The 19,297-nt window shown below is 66.1% G+C and carries 16 protein-coding genes; 8 read left to right on the top strand and 8 right to left on the bottom strand.

Features of this window, described 5'->3' with window-relative positions; genetic code table 11:
- From ABT304_RS16950 to ABT304_RS16940, 3 genes are read left to right on the top strand one after another with little or no spacing between them, the layout of a single operon-like run.
- Positions 1-1,362, top strand: a complete 1,362-nt coding sequence (locus ABT304_RS16950; protein ID WP_350716830.1) for a Dyp-type peroxidase — start codon at positions 1-3, stop codon at positions 1,360-1,362.
- Positions 1,359-2,219, top strand: a complete 861-nt coding sequence (locus ABT304_RS16945; protein WP_350716828.1) for an enoyl-CoA hydratase/isomerase family protein — start codon at positions 1,359-1,361, stop codon at positions 2,217-2,219. Before ABT304_RS16950 ends, ABT304_RS16945 begins: the two co-directional genes overlap by 4 nt.
- A 33-nt stretch (positions 2,220-2,252) precedes the next feature.
- Positions 2,253-3,335 (top strand): sulfite oxidase, encoded by a 1,083-nt coding sequence (locus ABT304_RS16940; RefSeq protein ID WP_350716826.1) that lies wholly within the window; start codon positions 2,253-2,255, stop codon positions 3,333-3,335.
- On the opposite strand, the gene ABT304_RS16935 is transcribed toward ABT304_RS16940, so the two are convergent.
- From ABT304_RS16935 to ABT304_RS16925, 3 genes are all read right to left on the bottom strand, one after another.
- Positions 3,332-5,074 carry an ABC transporter ATP-binding protein gene (locus tag ABT304_RS16935; RefSeq protein WP_350716824.1) on the bottom strand — a complete coding sequence of 581 codons (1,743 nt, stop codon included), beginning with the start codon at positions 5,072-5,074 and terminating at the stop codon, positions 3,332-3,334. The genes ABT304_RS16940 and ABT304_RS16935 overlap by 4 nt on opposite strands.
- Positions 5,071-6,762, bottom strand: coding sequence for an ABC transporter ATP-binding protein (locus tag ABT304_RS16930; RefSeq protein ID WP_350716822.1), 1,692 nt, complete (start codon positions 6,760-6,762; stop codon positions 5,071-5,073). The genes ABT304_RS16935 and ABT304_RS16930 overlap by 4 nt, the downstream gene beginning before the upstream one ends.
- Before the next feature lie 105 nt (positions 6,763-6,867).
- Positions 6,868-7,800 (bottom strand): arginase family protein, encoded by a 933-nt coding sequence (locus ABT304_RS16925; RefSeq protein WP_350716820.1) that lies wholly within the window; start codon positions 7,798-7,800, stop codon positions 6,868-6,870.
- A gap of 264 nt (positions 7,801-8,064) precedes the next feature.
- On the opposite strand from ABT304_RS16925, the gene ABT304_RS16920 reads away from it, so the two are divergent.
- Positions 8,065-9,363, top strand: coding sequence for a tyrosine-type recombinase/integrase (locus tag ABT304_RS16920; RefSeq protein WP_350716818.1), 1,299 nt, complete (start codon positions 8,065-8,067; stop codon positions 9,361-9,363).
- A 95-nt stretch (positions 9,364-9,458) separates the two neighbouring features.
- Here the strand turns inward: ABT304_RS16920 and ABT304_RS16915 are convergent, their stop codons facing one another.
- Complete coding sequence (locus tag ABT304_RS16915; protein ID WP_141780853.1) at positions 9,459-9,734, bottom strand: helix-turn-helix domain-containing protein; 276 nt, start codon at positions 9,732-9,734, stop codon at positions 9,459-9,461.
- A 449-nt stretch (positions 9,735-10,183) separates the two neighbouring features.
- On the opposite strand from ABT304_RS16915, the gene ABT304_RS16910 reads away from it, so the two are divergent.
- The gene (locus ABT304_RS16910) at positions 10,184-11,824 is read left to right on the top strand and encodes an ATP-dependent nuclease (protein ID WP_350716816.1); all 1,641 of its coding nucleotides are present in this window, start codon (positions 10,184-10,186) and stop codon (positions 11,822-11,824) included.
- Positions 11,825-12,179: 355 nt separating this feature from the next.
- Here the strand turns inward: ABT304_RS16910 and ABT304_RS16905 are convergent, their stop codons facing one another.
- From ABT304_RS16905 to ABT304_RS16895, 3 genes are all read right to left on the bottom strand, one after another.
- Positions 12,180-13,187: a DUF6602 domain-containing protein gene (locus ABT304_RS16905; protein ID WP_350716814.1), complete on the bottom strand. Its 1,008-nt coding sequence runs from the start codon at positions 13,185-13,187 to the stop codon at positions 12,180-12,182.
- A gap of 367 nt (positions 13,188-13,554) precedes the next feature.
- Positions 13,555-13,836 (bottom strand): TIGR02391 family protein, encoded by a 282-nt coding sequence (locus ABT304_RS16900; RefSeq protein WP_350716812.1) that lies wholly within the window; start codon positions 13,834-13,836, stop codon positions 13,555-13,557.
- A gap of 334 nt (positions 13,837-14,170) precedes the next feature.
- The gene (locus ABT304_RS16895; protein WP_350716810.1) at positions 14,171-14,599 is read right to left on the bottom strand and encodes a hypothetical protein; all 429 of its coding nucleotides are present in this window, start codon (positions 14,597-14,599) and stop codon (positions 14,171-14,173) included.
- Positions 14,600-14,799: 200 nt separating this feature from the next.
- On the opposite strand from ABT304_RS16895, the gene ABT304_RS16890 reads away from it, so the two are divergent.
- Together ABT304_RS16890 and ABT304_RS16885 are read left to right on the top strand one after the other, a co-directional pair.
- Entirely contained in the window at positions 14,800-15,627 is an 828-nt protein-coding gene (locus tag ABT304_RS16890; protein WP_350716808.1) for a DUF2510 domain-containing protein, read from the top strand.
- 125 nt (positions 15,628-15,752) lie between these two features.
- Positions 15,753-16,271, top strand: a complete 519-nt coding sequence (locus ABT304_RS16885; RefSeq protein WP_350716806.1) for a hypothetical protein — start codon at positions 15,753-15,755, stop codon at positions 16,269-16,271.
- A gap of 153 nt (positions 16,272-16,424) precedes the next feature.
- On the opposite strand, the gene ABT304_RS16880 is transcribed toward ABT304_RS16885, so the two are convergent.
- Positions 16,425-17,021, bottom strand: a complete 597-nt coding sequence (locus ABT304_RS16880) for a hypothetical protein (RefSeq protein ID WP_350716804.1) — start codon at positions 17,019-17,021, stop codon at positions 16,425-16,427.
- 537 nt (positions 17,022-17,558) lie between these two features.
- Between ABT304_RS16880 and ABT304_RS16875 the strand changes: the two genes are divergently transcribed.
- On the top strand, positions 17,559-18,791 hold the full coding sequence (locus ABT304_RS16875) for a hypothetical protein (protein ID WP_350716802.1): 1,233 nt from the start codon (positions 17,559-17,561) through the stop codon (positions 18,789-18,791).
- Positions 18,792-19,297: the final 506 nt, after the last annotated feature.

Below are 19,297 nucleotides of genomic sequence, written 5' to 3'. Positions count from 1 at the left end.
ATGGACGACGTGACCCTCGAGCTCGACGACATCCAGTCCGGTGCGCTGTTCGAGCGCCCTTCGCCGTACGTCGGTGTCTACCTGCTGCTCAGCATCCACGATCCCCGGGACGGCCGTGAGCTGGTCCGGCGGATGCACCGGCTCCTCGCCGCCGACGGCGAGGCCAGCGAGAAGGGCGAGACCTCGCTGACGGTCGCGTTCACCTACCAGGGGCTGAAGGCGCTCGGCGTGTCCCAGGCCTCTCTCGACAGCTTCGCGCCCGAGTTCCGGCAGGGCATGGCGGCTCGGGCCGAGATCCTGGGTGACGTCGGCGAGAGCAGTCCCGAGCATTGGGAGAAGCCCCTGGGCAGCGCCGACGTCCACGTCGCGATCTCCGTGCTCTCCTCGGACGAGGGCCGGCTCCGGGCTGTCGCCGAGAAGGCCCGCCGAGTTCATGCCGACCTGTCCGGGGTCGAGGTCATCTGGCGCCAGGACTGCTACCAGCTGGCGACGGGACGGACGTCGTTCGGCTTCAAGGACGGCATCGGTCAACCGGCCGTCGAAGGAAGCGGCCGACCGGCGACCGACTCGCGCGAGCCCCCGCTCAAGGCCGGCGAGATCATCCTCGGCTACCCGGACGAGACGGGCGAGCTCGCTCCGATGCCGACACCAGAGGTGCTGGGGCGCAACGGCACGTACGTCGTGTTCCGCAAGCTGCACACCAAGGTGGCGGCGTACCGGGCCTATCTGCGTGCGCGTGCGGCGTCGCGCGCGGAGGAGGACCTTCTCGGCGCCAAGATGGTCGGCCGCTGGCAGAGCGGAGCCCCGCTCGCGCTCGCGCCCGAACGGGACGACCCCGAGCTCGGGAGCGACCCGTCCCGCAACAACGACTTCGCCTACGGCGACGACCCGCGCGGCTTCAAGTGCCCCGTCGGTGCGCATGCGCGTCGCGCCAACCCTCGCGATGGCCTGGACCACGAGGGCAGCGTCGACGTACGGCTGCACCGGATGATCCGACGTGGCACCAGCTACGGCCCGGCCCTGCCCGACGGTGTGCTCGAGGACGACGGGGCCGAGCGCGGCATCATGTTCGTGTTCGCCGGTGCGCACCTGAAACGGCAGTTCGAGTTCGTGAAGACCCAATGGCTCAACGACGGGATCTTCATCGGCGCCCCGCTCGAGGCGGACCCGCTCGTCGGCCCTCACCGCGAGGCCGGGACGTTCACGATCCCGCAACGACCGATCCGGCGCCGGCTCCAGGACCTGCCGCCGTTCGTCGTCACCCGCGGCGGCGAGTACTGCTTCGCCCCGAGCCTGAGCGCGCTGCGCTGGCTCGCCGACCTGGAACCCGACGACTCGGCCACCCCGAGAGGAAACAGATGAGCACCTCGAGCACCGACCGCTGGGAAGCACTCGACTTCGCCCCACCGGCCCCCGACGTCGAGGAGACCGAACCCTCGGTCCTCCTCGACTACCTGTCCGACGGCGCGGTCGCCCGGATCACGCTCAACCGCCCTCATGCCGACAACGCGATCTCGACCGAGATGGGCGCCCGGCTGACCGAGGCCGTCGAGGAGATCGCGGTGCGCACCGGCGTACGGGTCGTCATCCTGACGGGTGCCGGAGAGCGGGCGTTCTCGGTCGGTAGCGACCTGCGGCAGCGCAAGGCGATGACCAAGGAGGACTGGCTGCGCCAGCGCCAGGCCTTCGACCGCACCCTGTACACCGTGCGTCAGCTGCGCAAGCCGATCTTCGCCGCCGTCAACGGCATCGCGTACGGGGGCGGTTGCGAGCTGGCGCAGAGCACCGACTTCATCATCGCCTCGACCGCCGCGACGTTCGGCCAGCCCGAGGCGATGCTCGGCCTGGCGGCCGGAGGCGGCTCGCCGGCTCTGCTGCCTCGCCTGCTGCCGCGCGGCAAGGCGCTGCAGATGCTGATGACCGGCGACCCGATCGCGTCGGCGGAGGCGTACCGGCTGGGCATGGTCAACGAGCTGCACGAACCCGGCGACCTCGCGTCAGCGGCGCTGCGGATCGCGGAGAAGATCGCCGGCAACTCGCCGACCGCGGTCCAGGCGGTGAAGCGGGCCGTGCACCTGGGGGAGGGACAGCCGATCGAGGAGGCCATCGCGATCATGATGGACGCTCACTGGCGCTCCGCGGTCCACCCCGACCGTGTCGAGGGCATCGGCGCCTTCAACGACGGCCGCGAACCCACCTTCGCCGACTCCGACTTCTGACCCCGTCACCCGCCCCAAGGAGGCTGAACCACCATGACCGTTGCCGATGAGCTAGAGGCGGCCCGCGCCGCGCTGGTGATGATCAACCCGGCGCCGTACAACGCCGAGGCGCCGCCGGCCGCCCTGGTCGGGGATGTCACTCCGAACGAGCTCCACTACGTACGCAGCAACTTCGCGGTGCCCGACCACGACGGCACCCTGAAGATCGGCGGCGCGGTCGGCAAGCCCACGACCCTGACGCTCGAGGACCTGCGTGCGATGCCCGCGCACGACCGCACGGTCACCCTCGAGTGCGCCGGCAACGGCCGTCTGGAGATGAGGCCGCTGCCGACGGGGGAGCCGTGGGGAGACTTCGCCGTCTCCACGGCACGGTGGACCGGAGCCCTGCTCCATGATGTCCTCGCGAAGGTCGAGCCGGCGACCGACGGGGTCGAGCTCCTCGCCACGGGCGCCGACCACGGGCCGTACCACCTGCAGGCGGTACTCGCCGAGACCGACCAGGACGACCTGACCTTCACTCGAGCGCTGCCCCTGTCGCAGGCCACCGACCCGGAGTCCGGGATCCTCATCGCCTACGAGATGAACGGCCAGCCGCTCGGGCGCGACCACGGCGCCCCGTTCCGGCTGATCGTCCCGCACTGGTACGCCGTCGCGTCCGTGAAGTGGCTCGAGCGCCTCGACGTCCTCACCGAGCCCTACACCGGCGAGTTCCAGACCGGCCACTACATCTACGAATGGCCCGACCGGCCCCACGAGCCCGTCACCCTCATGCGGGTCCGCGCCCGCATCACCGAGCCCAGACCTGGCTCGGTCCTCACCCGTGACGCCTGCACCGTCCGTGGGAAGGCGTGGTCAGGCACCGGCCCGGTCACGAAGGTCGAGGTCAGCCTCACCGGGGAGGGCGACTGGCAGCCGGCTCAGCTGGAGCCGGCCGCCCCGGGCGACTTCGGGTGGCAGGACTGGAGGTTCACCTGGGACGGGATCGGCGTCGGCCGGCATACCCTTCGCGCCAGAGCGACCGACGCCGCCGGGAACGTGCAGCCCGACGTACCGCCGTGGAACCGCCTGGGCTACGGGAACAACGCCATCGAGGTCATCTACGTCGACCGCCACTAGAGCCCGCGCCAGGCTGACCACAGCTGGGCGTAGCGGCCCTCGCCCGCGACGAGCTCGGCGTGGGTGCCGGTCTCGACGATCCGGCCGTGCTCCATGACGACGATCCGGTCGGCGGACTCGGCCTGGGTGAGGCGGTGGGCGATCACCAGCGACGTACGCCCGGAGGTGACCGCCAGGGCGGCGCGCTCGAGGTCGCGGGCGCCGCTCGAGCCCGCCTCGGCGGTCGCCTCGTCGAGGACGACGGCGACCGGGTCGGCGAGGAGCACGCGCGCCAGGGCGATCTTCTGGACGAGCGCCGGGGTGAGCTGGTGGGCGCCTTCACCGACGAGGGTCTCGAGCCCGTCCGGGAGAGCGGCCACCTCGGCCCAGGCCTCGACCTCGCGCAGCGCCTTCTCCAGCACGGCATCGTTCGCGCCCGGTGCGGCCAGGGTGAGGTTGTCGCGGACGCTGCCGGTGAAGGTGTGTACCTCCTGGGTGACCAGGGCGGCCCGGCTCCGGCCGTCGCGCACCGGGAGACCGCCCACCATCACCTCGCCTGCGCTCGGGGTGAGCTGGCCGGCCACGGTTGCGCCGAGGGTCGACTTTCCCGCTCCCGAGGCGCCGACCACGGCGACCAGCTCTCCCTCAGGGATGGTGAGATCGATCCGGTCGAGAGCCGGCCGGCCCGGCACGTACTCGTGATGCAGGCCGGTGACCACGATGCCGGAGCCGTCCGGCTCGTCGGCCGCTGCGGTGGCCGGGCGCTCGAGGAGGGCCAGCCCGGCCAGGCGTACGAGGGAGGCGCCGACCGACTGCACGTCGTCGAAGAGAGCGATGACCGCGCCGATCGGGTTGAAGAGCCGGTGGAAGTAGAGGGCAGCCGCGGTGACGGCGCCGACGCTGGCGGCGTCCGCGCGGACGAGGAAGAAGCCGGTGCCGAGGATGGCGAGCAGGCCCATCAGCTCGGCCCGGTTGTTGCGGCCCAGGAAGCGCATCAGCATGGCGAACACCTCGACCGAGATCGACGCCGAGGTCCACGAGGCGGCGCGGACCTTCTCCTGATGCTGCTCGGCGATGCCGTACGCCCGCAGGGTCCGGTTGCCGTGGACACCGGTCAGGAACGCCTCGGCGCGCACGCCGTTGGCCTCGCGCTCGCGGCGGTAGTAGGGACCCGAGCGGGGGAGGTACCAGCGCAGCGCCATCACGTAGAACGGCGCGGCGAACAGTCCGGCGAGCCCGAGGCGCCAGTCGAGCGCCATGAGGCCGGCGGTCGTGAAGACGATCGCGATCACCGAGTTGAGCATGAGCGGAACGACGTCGGCCATCGAGCCGCCGATGAGGCGTACGTCGTCGCCGACCCGGGACACCAGGTCGCCGCTGCCGCTCTCCTCGAGCCGCTGGGTGTCCAGGTGCAGGGCCCGGTCGAGAACCTCCTCGCGGAGCTCCGCCAGCGCCGGCTCGGCCACCCGGGCGAGCAGGTGGATCGAGACCGCCCCGGCCGCTCCGGCGACGATCGCGGCTCCGAGGATCCAGATGCCGGCGGTGACGATGTCGGCTTCCGGTGAGCCGGAACGGACCAGGTCGACCATCCGGCCGAGCATCCAGGGAGCCACCAGGCCGGCCAGGCCCTCGAGGGCGAAGACGGCCAGGCATGCCGCCAGCAGGAGCGGACGGCGGGTGAGCAGGCGCCGCGCGAGGCCGGCCGCCTCCCGTGGTGTGGAGACAGGGAGCTTCGTCAGGGTCGGGGTCCGGGTGGTCATCGCAGTACCGCCGCGCAGTAGTCGGTGTGGGTGGCCAGCTCGTCGTGGGTGCCTCGGGCCTCCACGCGGCCGGCTCGGATCCAGACGACCTCGTCCGCGGCGGCCAGGAGCAGCGGGCTGCTCGTGAACAGCAGGGTGGCGCGGTCGGAGCCGGGGCCGTGCCGCAGGCGGCGCAGCTCCTCTGCGACGTACTGCTCGGTGACGGCGTCGATCGCCGTCGTGGGGTCGTGCAGGACGAGCACAGGGGCCTCCGCGGCGAGTGCCCGGGCGAGACCCAGTCGTTGGCGCTGACCACCGGAGAGACTCTGCCCGTCGACTGCCACGTGCGTGGCCAGGCCGTCGGCCGCGACCGCGACCAGCTCGGTGGCCGAGGCGGCTGCCAGCACGGCCGTCACCTGCTCGTCGTCGAGGCGGTCGAGCGGGTCGACGTTGCTCCGCAGGGTGCCCTCGAAGAGGTCGACGTGGTGGTCGGCGACGAGCAGCCGGTCACGTACGTCGGAAAGCGCGAGCTCGGTGAGAGGCTGGCCGCCGAGCCGGACGGTCCCGCGCTCGGGCAGCGACTCGCCGTGGAGCAGGGAGAGGAGCGTGGCCGGCACCGCCGGGTCGTCGGCGACCACCGCCACCAGCCGCCCCGGCGGCACCGCGAGCGACAGCTCGGCGACCGGGCCGGCGGCGACCTGGTCGAGTTCCAGGTCGTGGCCGTGCGCGCGTCGCTCGCCCTCGATGACCAGCGCAGGCGTCGAGAGGAACCCCACGATCCGTGCCGCCGAGGCGCGGGACTGTGCGACCCGGGCGACCAGGGCGCTGAGCATCCGCATGGGCTCGGCCACGAACTGTGCCAGCCCGACGACCGCCACGAGCTCGCCGATGCTCAGGTCCCCGGAGAGCGTCCGCAGACCGGCGACGATCGCGATCACCGCCAGGAAGACACCGCTCCCGGCGGAGGTGATGCCGGTCAGAAGGCCGGCCCAGCCGGCGGCGGCGACGCTGGTGTGGGCGGCCGTACGACTCTCGCGGCGATAGCGCTCGAGTGCCACCTGCACGCCGCCGATGCCCTTGAGCGGCCGAATCCCGCGGATCAGGTCGCTGGCGATCCCCGTGGTACGTCCCAGCGCCTCCTGCCGTCGCGCACTGCGGTGGGCCAGGCCCGGCGCGACCAGATGGGTGGCGCCGAGGACGAGGGGCACGCCGACCAGGACGATCAGGGCGAGCCACGGGTCGATGACGGCGAGCACCACGCCGCTCACCACCAGCCCGATCGCGCCGGCGGTGGACAGGGCCACCTGGCGGATGACCTCGCCGACCAGGTCCGCATCGCCCGTGGCCAGCGCCAGCAGGTCCCCGGAGAGCCGGTCGGTCCGCGCGCCGCGCGGGTCGAGCACGTGCCCCGAGACCTCGGTGCGCAACCGGTGGCTCTCGACGTGGACGGCACGGTTACCGATCCGAGCGCCGAACCGGTACGACAGGCTCAGCACCAGGAAGTGCAGGCACAGGACCACCGCCCACAGCACCAGCTCGCGCAGGTCACCGGTCGTCACCGCGCGGTCGATCATCACGCCGATCAGCACCGTGACCATCGCCTCGCACACCTGCCACAGCGTGATCAGGGCCGACGAGGCGAGCACGGCGCGCCGCTGACGACGCAGCGACCGCCGCATCAGCGCACCCGGCGTACGGGGAGTGGACACCGGGGTCCTCCAGAAGTCCGAAGCGGTTGGGTTAGGTCAGCCTAACTTGGGCCTGTCTGGGCGGGAGCGTCGGCTCCGGCTCCCTGGAGCGGCTCTCGCGGTGGATCAGCGTTTCGCCGAGGCGGCGTGGCGGAGGAAGAGGCACTCCATCGCCACCTGCGCGGCGAGGCTCGCCGTGATGCCCAGGTGGTCGTGGGGCGGGCTGACCGTGTTGATGTCGAAGGCCGCGAACTCGAGCCCGCGCAGGCCGCGCAGGATCGCCAGACCCTCCCGCACCGTGATGCCGCCCCAGGACGGCGTGACGACGCCCGGCGAGACCGAGGGATCGAAGACGTCCATGTCCCAGCAGAGGTAGATCGGTACGCCGGCGAGCCGCTCCCGGAGGCGAGCGACGAGTGCGGGAATGCCCATCTCGACGATCCGGTCCATCGTGATCACCTCGTAGCCGAGGCCGGTCGCCACGCCGACGATGCCGGGCCGCCCGTCGTACGCGGTGTCGCGCATCCCCACGTGCAGAGACCCTGCCGGATCGATGAGCGCCTCGCGGACGGCGTGCACGAACGTGTTGGCGTTGTTGTACTCGTAGGGGTAGATGCCCTCGTAGGCGTCGGTGTGGGCGTCGAAGTGCAGCACCGCGAACTCGCGCCCGAGCGTCTTCTTCAGTGCGCGCAGCTGCGGCAGGGTGACGGCGCCGTCGCCGCCGAAGGTCAGCGGGGTCGCGCCGGCAGCGAGGATCGCGGCGACCCCGGCCTCGATCGCGTCGAAGCTCTGCTCCACGTTGCCTGGCAGCACCTTCGCGTCGCCCGTGTCGACGACGCCGAGATCGCCCAGCAAGTCGACGTCGAAGCCGTCCAGATGCTCGGCGACGAGGGCGGAGTGGGTGCGTACGTGGGCCGGGCCCGAGCGCGCGCCGACCCGCGTCGGGTGGTAGCCCATGTCGAAGGGAACGCCCATGACGGCGACCGAGCTGGTTGCGTCCGCCGGGCGGGCGGGAACCCCGAAGAGAGTGCCGACGGGGGCGAGCGAGGCGTTCTCCATGTGCTCAGCATGTCAGAGTCAGCTCGGGAGGCGGCTGGACGATCCTGCGGTCCCGCGAAATGCGAGAAACCCCAGGTCTCCCTGGGGTTTCTCTCTGTGCGCGAGGGGGGACTTGAACCGACATAAACCCCGCAGGTCAGGCCGACTTTTGGCCGATTCAGGCGTGAAGTGACCTCCCGTTACCTCCCGTTGCCTCCTGTTCTGGCCCGTGTTGTGCCCGGTGTCCGGGCACGGATTCGCACCTGATGCACGGAGGTGCAGAACATGGTGTGGATCGAGAAGCACAAGCGCAGTGACAAGGTGGTGTCGGCGTACGTCGTATGGCGGCTCGGCGGCGGCCGTGATGGTGAGAAGCAGTTCGAGGCGTTCAGTGCGGGGACGAGCGAGCAGAATCTGGCTCGTGCCGAGGGATTCCAGAAGATGGTCGTGGCCGCCGGAAGCCACTGGCCCGACGGCTGGGTGAAGGGCGAGGGGTTCGTACGTCCGAACGGCGGCGATCCGACCGCGGAGGCTCCTGCTTTCTCCACGATCGGCGAGGAGTACATCCGCCAGATCGTCGACATCACGCCCGGCCAGCGCAAGAAGTATCTCTCGCAGGTGCGCGTGCTCGCTCGCCTGGAGGTCCGCGGGCGGTTGCCGTTCGCGCAGCCAGTGTCGGCGATCAGCGAGCCGGAGGTGAAGGCTTGGCTGATTGACTGGGACCGTGCGCTGAAGACGAAGGCGAACTACCACGGTCTGATGTACGGCGTCTTCAACTATGCCGTGGAGCAGGGCTTCCTCACCGTCAACCCGTGTGCCCGGACGGCTCCGAAGCGTCGACGGGTCAAGCAGTCCCAGGCGGAGCTGCGGTTCCTGTCGGAGGACGAGTTCGCAGCTGTCGTGGCCAAGGCCGACGGCTACTCCTACTCCGCAGCCGACCTGATCCGGGCCACCGCCGGAACTGGCCTTCGTTTCGGTGAGATCACCGCGCTTTGGGTCAGTGACGTCGACTTGCGCAACCGGACGATCCGGGTGAACAAGGCGTGGAAGCGCGTGGGGGAGAACGGTGAGACCGAGGTCCCGTCGTGGCTGAAGAAGCAGATCCGCGATAAGCACACGATGCGCGAGCACTACCTCGGTAACCCGAAGACACCGAAGTCAAGGCGTACGGTCTCGATCTCGTCGAGCATGGCGACCATCCTGGAGAAGCTGATCGAGGGAAAGGCCGCGAACGACTTCGTGTTCGTCTCGCCAACTGGTCGGCCGGTGCACAACTCGGACTTCTATACCCGGGTCTGGCGTCCGCTGATGGATGAGGTGATCGAGGACGGGATCGCGTCGTTCCGGTTCCACGACCTGCGGCACACGCACGTGTCGTGGCTCATCGCCGGTGGCGCCCCGCTGCCGCACATCCAGGCACGGCTGGGACACGAGTCAATCACGACCACGATCGACACCTATGGCCACCTGTTGCCGGCCGGGGATGAGCTGATCTCTGACATCGTCGACGCCGTGCTGAGCGGCAAGCAGATCCGACCGCCTCTCCACCTGCTGCGCGGCGGAGTCGACGCCGCGGTCGCCTGAGCAACCGGATCGTTGGGCATCGGTCTTGCGCTGCCTGGTCGGTTGGCGTGGCATCGTCTCGCCTCGCCAACCGACCATCAGGACAGTCCTGAAGGTCAAAGACGCGAACGGCTCGCCCCTTTGGGCCTGAGGGTGAGGACGCTTTCCTCGCTAGGCACAGTCACGGGTTGTTCGCCAGCGGCAACGAGCTCGTCGAGGTGCTCGATGCGAAAGCGCACGTGCTTCCCAATCCGCGTGTATCGAATCCGGTGCTGACGTACCGCGTCCGCCACCCAGCGCCGGGGCACGTTGAGGTACGCCGCTGCTTCGTCGACGTTGAGAAGCGGCGGTGGGAAAGTTGTCGGCGCAGATCGAGCGGGTCGGGTCGGCATTGGTCTACTCCTCTCCGTGGATACACGACACTCGATCTAGAGGTGTGACGGGCTTTCCAGCCCGAGAGCCGTGACGTGTACGACCACGTCGCCGGGGGAGTTGACCGTTGGCGTTGGCCGTTGTGCGTCGATTCGCCCACAATGACTCACGACTTGACCACAGAACTTGGCTCGGTCCGCGCCTCCGAACTCACTGGGAAGGCCCCCGTTCTGTCGGAGCTGCAAGACTCTAACTCCCTACATACCTGATCGCCACGGCGCCAGCGCCAGCCTTGGCGCGAGGGCACCTCAACGGGGCCGGGCCGGACGACCTATCAGCCGCTGATACCAAAGGCACCCCAACCCTGATCTGGCTTCGGTAGGGTACCCGGGTGAGAATAACTGGGATCCGGGTTAAGAACTTTCGCACTATCGGGACGCAGGAACAGTTCCTCGATCTTCGCGAAAGTATGACTATCATCGGTCCCAACAACACCGGCAAGACGAATCTTCTGCACTCGGTGCAGATGTTCTTTACCGGCCATGAGAACACCCACGACTATCACGTTGACATCGACTCGCCTCGCGGCAAGGGCGCGCGAACCAGCATCGTCGGCTATTTCGAAGGCGATCCCCATGGTCAGGATTCCGAATTCTATGATGCGCTAGACAGACTCTACGCGATGTATAGCCTCACGCGACCAAATCCAACCGTCGCTTTATATCTGACATTCTCGCCTTCCAACACCCCTGTATACAACTTCTTCCCCAACCAGAAGCGACCGAAGGATGGTACGACACAATCCGCCATTAGCCGTCTCCAGAAGCAGATGGTAGTTGACCTCCTTTCCGAGTTCGAGTGCCATTTCATTCCATCTGAGAAGAGTATGCACGAGCTCATTGACGACGTCTTGACCCCGCTCATTCGCGGCGTCGTGGTGGGCGTACTCGAGCCGCTTCTAGGTGAAATTGAAACCAAGCTGGACGATGTTTCGAAGAACATCACGAGCGCGCTTGCGGCCAGTGGCATCGACGGGTTAACAGCATCCTTTGGTTTTCGAGGAGGCTCGATGGAAAACATGCTAAGCGACTTCGACCTTTATCTGAGCGACCCTTACAAAACTCCGTTCGCACGAAAGGGCCAGGGGATCCAGAGCCTGGCTTTCATGGCGACACTTCAGTGGGTCACCAACATGGAGGCTGCTCGCGGGCAGAAGGCCATCTGGCTCATTGAAGAACCGGAGTCGTTCTTGCATCCGCAGCTCTCCCATAGTGCAACCCGACTTCTCGAGAAGCTCGGGAACTCTTCGACGCTCGCCATGACAAGCCACTCGATGGCATTCGTACCCCACGATCCGCGACGGGTAATTGGAACCAGTCTCGATTCGGAAGGATGCACCGAGATCGCATCTTTCAAGTCGCACGAGAAGGCGACGGTGGTGCTCAGAAAAGGCCTCGGCCTCAGATTCGCCGACTACTTCTCACTAGGGACCGTGTCCGTCCTGACCGAGGGGCAGTCGGATTCTGAGTACCTGCGATGGTTTCTAAAGATCAGCGAAGACTGGCCGGATTGCAGTTGGCCTTCTCTTCGAACTGCGACGATTAGCGACCGCGGCGGAGCGTCGCATCTCGCAGGCTTTGTTCGCGCGAACTATGAAATCCTTCGGAAGGAACAACCGACCGTGAGCCTGTTCGACGCTGACGAGGCGGGCATTAGGGCGGTGAGTGACCTGAGCGCATATTTCAACAACGTTGGAGTGCCGTTCAATTCTAACAAGGAATACGTGTACGTGCGGGCCGGATTCGCTATCGAGGGACTGTTTCCAGATGAATGGATGCGCGACGCGCGGAATGCGAATTCGAATCACTTCTCCGATTTCCAGGTCGATGCTGGAGATAACATAGTCAAGTACCGCATCAAGGACAACGCAAAAGGGTCGATTAGCCACACCATGCGGACGCGCGCCGAGGCCGCCAGAGATAGAGGTTGGGCTCACCGATGGCTCGCCGTTTGTGCGGCGCTCGACAAGGCACTGGGTCACCAGGCATCGTCGCTTCTTGCCGCTACCGAAGTTGCCGACATCGATGAGGCATCCGGGGCGGCACGTTAGTCCGTCGCCTGGCACGTAGACCACGACGAACAGACCGAGGTCCATTGTCGCTAGCTGGCGGATTCTCATGATTGCACCAGCATGATCCGAGAAGAAGTTCGTGCCGAGTAAGCGCGGTGGATCTCGTGCAGGCTGCAAGCGGCGCGCGGATGAGTACGGCGCTGCAGCGTTCGGCGCGAGTCGGCGCGAGGTGATGTGATGAGGCGCGTCACCCCCTCCCCCCGGTGTGGCGAGGTGTGCTCGGCCCGTGTCGTCGGTCTCGGTCGCCAAGCCGCCATCGATGGAGAGGGGCGTTGGACGAACCCAGCGATGAAGTGTTCGCCGAGTACATACCCTACGAGATGGAGGCCCTCGGTCAGCGCAGTCCGCGTTGCCGCAGGGTCTTCACGGTCACTTCGCCGTTCTTGTCCATCGTGGGCTCGGTCGCAGCGACCGCTGCGGCCTCCTCAGGTGTCAGCGGCTCCTGACTGGCAATCTTCTGGAAGACTGCCGATGGCACGCCCGTGAGCTGCTCCATGAGTTCGTGTGCACGGGCGCGAAGACGTTCACTGACGCCCTCGCCCGGAGCGGTGCCACTCACGTTAAGTTCGTCTCGTGCGTAAGCCAACAGGTTAATGGGCGGCCGAGTGAATTCAGAGATGTGCGTCGCCAGGCTCAGAAACCACATAAGCAACGCTTTGTTGCTCTCCGCGTCCAGGAGGAAGCCGTGCGAGGATGGAGAGGCGGTGATTCTCGGTGCGATGGAGTCGCCTTCGTCGTCGAGTTCTAGACCGGAGTTCAAGTTCACGCCGCGGGTGAGGTAGCAGGCGGAGTCAATCCGGTGGTGGGCAGGCAGATCGAGTTGAAGCTCGTTGAGCGGACCTGCGTACATGTTGTCGCTGTCAAAGGCAAACAGCGAGTAGTACGGCGGCGGAGCCTCCCAGACCCGCTCATACACGTAGAACCTGCGACCGTCCGGCGACGGCATGAACGCTGAACGCTCCATCGTTTTCACCGAGAGGCAGTTGGCCAGAATTCCCTTGAGGTCAGCCCTCTTCAAAGCCATCTTCACTTCGATCACGGCGACCACGCCCTCGATAGGGACCAGCGTCACGTTGTCCTCGGCCGATCGGAACAGCATCGGGCAACGGATTGCGTCATACACGATCACATCAAGTTGTCGACTGCGGTGCCCCGCGCTGTCGATGACCTCTCCGCTTGTGACGCCGACCCCTGCTGGCAGATGATTCCGCAGGAAAGCCGCAACGAACTGTTCGGCAGTGGTGCCTTTGGTGGTTGAGTTCTCGAGTGCCGCACGATTGGCTTTGATGTCAGCAAGCATCTTGGCTTGAGTGGCATTCAGGATGTCGCCGAGCGAGGTCATGACCATCTTGTACCACGGCGGTCAACCACACGCATATATCTCGGATGGCGCTCAGGCTGGAGCGATGGCCCAAGTCGCCCACGACGCATGGTTGCGTGCTCGGCACCTCGACGGCATGGCTCGCATGCCGTCAGGACAGCAAGTCACTCGTGCCTGCAGTCGTCACCCGCTCTCGGGTCCGTTGCACGACTGGGGGTCCGGACACCTGCGTCGATCCACCGCGTGGCGGCTATTCCTTTTGGGGCGATGTCAAGGTCAACTCGTCGGTCCAACGCGCAACCGTCGAAGGCACGGCCAAGTACTCGACGGCTTCCTGGTCGGACCGCTGGGGCTCTAAAGAGTGGGCCACCACATTCCGGACGCCCGCCTATGCCCCCATCGCGAGATCGTGGACAACATCTTGTCGAGAGCGCCAGGTGTCGTTTCCCCTATCGCCCGGGAGCCAGAGTCGGGAGTGGGCCTTGTGTGGCTTTGGCGAGAAGACGTCAGCAGCCAACTCCCGGTCCGCCAGTTTCGATCCCGACTTCTGCTGGATGTGCGCGGTAAGCGACTTCGCCCCGTACTCCACTGCTGCCGCACGCTGTCCGGTCTCCCAAAAGGCGCTAGCCGTTCGCCATATCGACGGGTGCAGACCATCGGCGGTCAACATCGGGCCTCTGGCTCGTCTGGAGCGAGTCGGACGCGCCATTCTTCTCCATCTCGGAGGATGCCCAAGCTCTGGCGCACAAGACGCCCCGTCGGTGCGGACGCGTAGGACGGCGGAAGCAGCGGCTCCGTGGGCGGTGCACCGATCGCTTCCAAGATCCGTGTGACGGTCGGCAGGAGCTCTGTGGCCTTGTCGTTGAAGGCTCTCGCACGCTCATTCCAGTAGTCGCCGGCCGGGACGGCGTCACCGCAAGCTTCTCGAGCTCCAGGTACGTCGTCAGCTGCTCGCGAGCCCACTCGATGTCCACGGCGGATCGCTGTCCTCCAGCCCCGACTCCTCAGCGTAGTTCGGAGCGGAAGGAGAACGCGTCCTTTCGCCGCGACGAGCGCATCAGTGGGATGAAGATCGCGATGTCCGATTCGGCTTCCTCGATCGCGCCACGCAAGCCCGGCTCGTCGCGCATGCGCTGCAGCTCAGACTGCACAAGCGCCACATCCAGTTGCCCGTGGATCCGTGCAATGTGCCCCAGGCAAGTGATCGCGATCCCGCGCAGCCTGAAACTCTGATGACCGAGCAGTTCGAGGCACTTGTTCTGGCACCAACGCCAGCCGTCGTCGTGGAAGACCAGGCCGACGAGCGCCTGCGCTGACAAAGCATCGTCCCCCGATTCCAGGGCAGCGTCGAGGTCTCCGCGACTCGCCCGGCCTGGCTGCTCGTACTTCCGTCTGCTCACACCACGAAGTGTCCCGCAGATGTACTCGGTCATGCCGCGTACGGGGCGGCACTAGACTGCGTCACACCGCCGACTACCGTCAGGTGCTCCCAACCCGGAACCGCGATAGAGAGCTTCTCGCCGAGCATCACGACCACGGCCCGGCCTCAAGTGACCGCGTTCCGGTGAGCGTTTGGCCCCCGACGTAGCCGCTCCGGCGATAACGTCACCTGCAGACGACGAAGGGACTTGGTATGCAGGCGGAGGGCTACGGGGCCGACATCGCATTCGATGGCTCGACACTCACGATCGTGGCCAGGGGACTCGGCAAGGGTGCACTTGGTGCCAGCAGCCGGCAGATTTCGGTCGCATCACTTCGATCGATGGACTTCAAACCGGCGAGCGCGCTTGTCAACGGGCACATCGAACTAGTCACCGACCAGGGCAAGACCCTCGTGCATTTCCGTCGCAAGCACAGCGACTCGATGTCTGCCATCTATCAGGCAATAGCCGGGTCGGCGTCCCATGCACACCAGAGCAAGGTGAAGGCACCCATGGCCAGCAAGCTCAGGGACGCGAACCTAAGCCGCCAACCATCGACGACTGTGCCCCTGACGCCTGCAGGCTGGTATCCAGACACCGGCGGGTCCGGAAGGCTGCGCTACTGGGACGGCACGAAATGGACGGACCACTTCGCGGACGGCGCCGCGTCGCCGGATACCGCGGCGGACCCAGGATCACCATCCCAACAGCAAAACGCGGGTTCCCACGGGCGACCCATCCCACCCTGGTCCGAACAACTGAGCAACCACAACATTGTCGGCGAATCCTTCCATGAAGCCGACTTCAAAAAGCTCGCCGCAGAGCACGGGCACAAGACCGTGCCTGACTATGGCATCGAACTCACCGAAACCCGCGCCGCGCTCGTCCCTGACCCCGACAACCCATACGACTCCAACGCCCGTCGCTGTCTGGATCGACGATCGACACCCTTTCGCCGATCAGCCGACTGTCACCAACGTGATGGCCGAGTACATCTAGCGAGCACTGCGCCCTCACCGACGGCCTCGCGCAGGGGCTAGCGATGCAGCCGAATGACGTGCTCCCGACATTGAAACCGCACTTCGCACTCACCCATCTGCGGTAATCCGAGGGCGATTCCTACAACACGTCAAGATGGGGGCCGTAGCTCATCCACACTGGCCGGATGGAGATCACGGACCCGGACCAGCCTCCGAACGGTGCCGAAGTGATGCGGCGCCTAATTGCGCTGCAAACAAGTGCGACGGACAGCACGCTGCCGAGGAGACTTCGGGAAGCCGAAGTAATAGAGACGTACGACCGGTGCCAGGGCTACGCGATCATGGGCATGGCTTCCCTGGTGGCTCGACGCGCCAAGATGGCAATCCACCACGCTAAAGCCGAGAAACTACCGCTGGACGAGTTGCGTCGATCGTTGCCCAGCCAGACACCTGTCGAGGTGATAGAGCCCGTTCTCAATTTGTGCTGGATCTACAACATGGCCCCAGAAGGCACGGCCGAGTGCGGCAACATCATCAACGCGCTGACGACTTCGGGGAGAGGCTTCAATGCCTTCGTGGCACTGTGCCACTTAGCGAACGAAACGGCCTCAATGCTCGTGCAGTTTGACCCAACGCTCCTAACCAAGGTCGACCTATTACGCCGAGAGGCGCTCGAGTTCGAGGAGGGGCAAGACACGGTATGAGCTGAGCCCGCCTGGCCGTCTGGCGTCCTACCGGGCTGGCCAGGACCGCACCTCCGACCACCTGCGTCATTTCGCCGCATCGGACACGCGCATCAGTCGATATCCGCGCGGCAACCACATCGAGACTTCCGCTCCCCACTTAGGTTCTGTGCGCTAGTTTCGAGCCCTGTCCAGCGCAGCCCGAACAATCGGCGCAGCGTCGAGACCCCAAGAGCGAGCCGAGCGGCTGGTGTGCCGGACCTTGACGACCGGGACTGGGGGCTGCTGCGTCCTGACGAAGGCCTCAGCTTCGTTGCCGAGGACCAGGACAATCTTCGGCTGGAGGTGTTCGATCATCGTCTTGTGGAACTGCCAGCAGACGGTTTCCCACTGCCTTCGGGTCGACCCCTCTAGGTGAGCGATCTGGGAACTGCGAGCAAAAACCACGTTGCTGGCGGGGGTGCCTCGGAGGTCGAGTTTAAGCTCACGAAACAGGTCCTTAATACGGACCTGCATCGGGGACATTCCTTTAGCAGGACCCCAGGACTCGTCCTCGTAGCTCGACCAGCGCTCGGCCTCCAGCATCTTGGCTGCTTGCTGCCCCAATGTGTTGGCGTCGCTGCCACTGACACCACCAGGGTTGTACCCCAGCAGGTAGATCTCTGGCCGGGTGGATCTGACCCATGCTGACCGGCCGGAGTAGAGGACGGATCCTGCGACCGCGTCCCTGATCTCCGCGGGGATCGCAGCGACGATGTCTTGCTCGTTCAACCGTCTACCTTCCGATTCTGCCAACCTAGCGGGCTTGCCCGAGCCTCAACGAGCCCGCCCGCGAAAGGCAACGCGCTGGTGACTATCGCCTGGTCTCGACACCGACGAGGGCGCTCCACTTCTTCGTCGCGTAGCCGTGTCCGCCCTGATCTGCCGCGAGCCGCTCGTCCGGCACCCGCGTTTTAACGCCGCGTGCCTGCGGGGGTTACCCGGGCGATCAACGTGACACACTAGGATCCCCGTGTGGGACAAGTTCCGCCGATACATGCTCGGGTCACTCTGCCTTCCTGGCTATGGGGCGGCAATCCCGAGCAACTCCTCGCTGAATCGGACTATCGGTCACGCCCGGCTGAGGACGGTTCCTTCTTCGTCCAGACAACGGAGTCGTACCACCGTCAACGGCCCGATCTCGTCCGACTGCGCACGATAGCGAAGCCGGGTGACTCTTCGCCTCGGTGGGCCGACTTGGCGAATTACGCAGAACGAGTTTCCGTCGAAGCGCCGGAGCAACTTGGACCCGCCCTTGAGCGACGTCGGATGAAGGCCGAGGCGGGAGGCGGCTTGCTCGATGTCATCAACCATCAGCAGCTTCTGCTGCTCGTGATGCCGGTCCAGGACCTCCCGGTGCAAGCCCGGTACTTCATCGAATTCCTCAAGTCTGTGCGCTTCGACGAGGACCCAGACCACGGGCCGTTTCCCAACACTGGGGTGCACGTTGTTGACGTGAACGAGGCTCTAATGCACCGGCTCAAGATTGCGTCAGTCTGGCTTCGCATGGAACAAGACGCACGTCTTGGCATCGGGGACGCCGCTCACCTCCAGGAACTGGCCGCCGGCGCCGGTCAAGCGTTCGAGTCTTCCTCTGGTCTCTACAGCGGCGTCATGCTGTTCGACGCCTACCTCGGGCCACTCCTCGCAGCTGGCACCCCCGGCATCTGGGCCATCAACGTCGTAAGGTCCTTCGGTTCGATCATCTTTGATCTCGGTACCTTCATTTCTGGAACCGAGGGCGATGCAGTTGAAATGCTGCATCTCATCTCCGTCCCTGGGGCTGACGACGCCGTCAGATTCCCCAAGCTTTCGGCCCAAGCGGGACATGAATCTCTGCACTGGTGGGTGGATCGCCTAAATGCCCTCTTCGGGGTACTGAGCGACCTCGCCACGTTTACGAACGGAGCGGGCGACTACCGTCCAGCGAAGCATCTCGAAGCGCTGCTCACCATCGAGCAGGTCTTTCGGCGTACGACGTCGATGCTGGTAGCACATCGCGACACGAATGCGCGACGGACGCTCCTCTTCAGCGTGCTGGACTCGCTCGAGGGTGTCCGCGGCACCAACTTCTTGACCATGTGCAAGCACAGCCACGCGGAGAAGGTCCTCGAGCGACTCGAGGCTTCGGTACCGCGACAAGCAGGGGAAGTGCTGCTTCCCGCCGCCAGACGAGCGGTCAGTGCACTACGCGCGATGCAAGACGGCTTCTTTATTCGCCGTCAACTTGGAACCGAGAAGGTCGAACTTCAACTCAGCAGGTCTGAATCTCAGTCGCTATCGGCAGAGGACGCCGCCGCGCGCTATCTGAAGGTTCTGCGGGACGCGACGCACGGACACGGCGCCGAGAAGGAGTCGGCGAAGGCCATGACCGACGCTCTCCTGGCTCATCACAATGGCGACATCCCTCATGACCTCGGCCTACTCGGGTACCTGTACTTGCTTGATGTCCTCAATCACCCGGAGCGGGTGAGTCAACTTCTCTACCGCAACGGCCGATAGGTGAAGCAACGGGCTACGCACTGGGCGCCTACAACGCCGGCGCCGAAAGGTCGCGCTTGCGGGCGCCGGTCGTGCCTCCCACCTGTGCGTTGAACGCCGACGCATCAACGCGGCGAGTGCGTTCGAGCATGCGTCTATCCACCGCCAGTGGGGCGCACCAACTGTGTCGAGGCTTGAGGCGGTGGTGGACGGAAGCGCGAGTGGCCGATGCTGCGCCGAGCGGCTGGAGCGCTGCGGACACCGGATAGCGACCGGCTGCGGACGCGACGAGCCTGAGACACATGGCCCTTCAGTACTGCTTCCCACATCCACCAGTCCCAGATCATCACCTCCGATGCGATACGTCGGACGATGGGCTCGTCTGCTCGGGCGTCGTCGTGGTGACAGCCCTCGGCGCCGACGCGACACCGACCGAGGCACGTCAGGCACACTGCAGGTGTGTCCGACGCTCTGCGCAATCTGCTCGCCGCGCCGCCCGATCTCCCGGTCACCGCCGGCTTGGCCGC

Source organism: Nocardioides sp. NPDC000445 (assembly GCF_040300245.1).
Classification (GTDB): Bacteria; Actinomycetota; Actinomycetes; order Propionibacteriales; family Nocardioidaceae; genus Nocardioides.
The sequence above is the reverse complement of the archived record's forward strand: the minus strand, read 5'-3'. Positions and strand labels throughout refer to the sequence as shown.

Bases quoted from the DNA above. Each gene is read 5' to 3' on its own strand.
- ABT304_RS16950 (WP_350716830.1), top strand. From the start codon at position 1: ATGGACGACGTGACCCTCGAGCTCGACGACATCCAGTCCGGTGCGCTG.
- ABT304_RS16945 (WP_350716828.1), top strand. From the start codon at position 1,359: ATGAGCACCTCGAGCACCGACCGCTGGGAAGCACTCGACTTCGCCCCA.
- ABT304_RS16940 (WP_350716826.1), top strand. From the start codon at position 2,253: ATGACCGTTGCCGATGAGCTAGAGGCGGCCCGCGCCGCGCTGGTGATG.
- ABT304_RS16935 (WP_350716824.1), bottom strand. From the start codon at position 5,074: ATGACCACCCGGACCCCGACCCTGACGAAGCTCCCTGTCTCCACACCA.
- ABT304_RS16925 (WP_350716820.1), bottom strand. From the start codon at position 7,800: ATGGAGAACGCCTCGCTCGCCCCCGTCGGCACTCTCTTCGGGGTTCCC.
- ABT304_RS16920 (WP_350716818.1), top strand. From the start codon at position 8,065: ATGGTGTGGATCGAGAAGCACAAGCGCAGTGACAAGGTGGTGTCGGCG.
- ABT304_RS16915 (WP_141780853.1), bottom strand. From the start codon at position 9,734: ATGCCGACCCGACCCGCTCGATCTGCGCCGACAACTTTCCCACCGCCG.
- ABT304_RS16910 (WP_350716816.1), top strand. From the start codon at position 10,184: ATGACTATCATCGGTCCCAACAACACCGGCAAGACGAATCTTCTGCAC.
- ABT304_RS16905 (WP_350716814.1), bottom strand. From the start codon at position 13,187: ATGACCTCGCTCGGCGACATCCTGAATGCCACTCAAGCCAAGATGCTT.
- ABT304_RS16900 (WP_350716812.1), bottom strand. From the start codon at position 13,836: ATGTTGACCGCCGATGGTCTGCACCCGTCGATATGGCGAACGGCTAGC.
- ABT304_RS16895 (WP_350716810.1), bottom strand. From the start codon at position 14,599: ATGACCGAGTACATCTGCGGGACACTTCGTGGTGTGAGCAGACGGAAG.
- ABT304_RS16890 (WP_350716808.1), top strand. From the start codon at position 14,800: ATGCAGGCGGAGGGCTACGGGGCCGACATCGCATTCGATGGCTCGACA.
- ABT304_RS16885 (WP_350716806.1), top strand. From the start codon at position 15,753: ATGGAGATCACGGACCCGGACCAGCCTCCGAACGGTGCCGAAGTGATG.
- ABT304_RS16875 (WP_350716802.1), top strand. From the start codon at position 17,559: ATGAAGGCCGAGGCGGGAGGCGGCTTGCTCGATGTCATCAACCATCAG.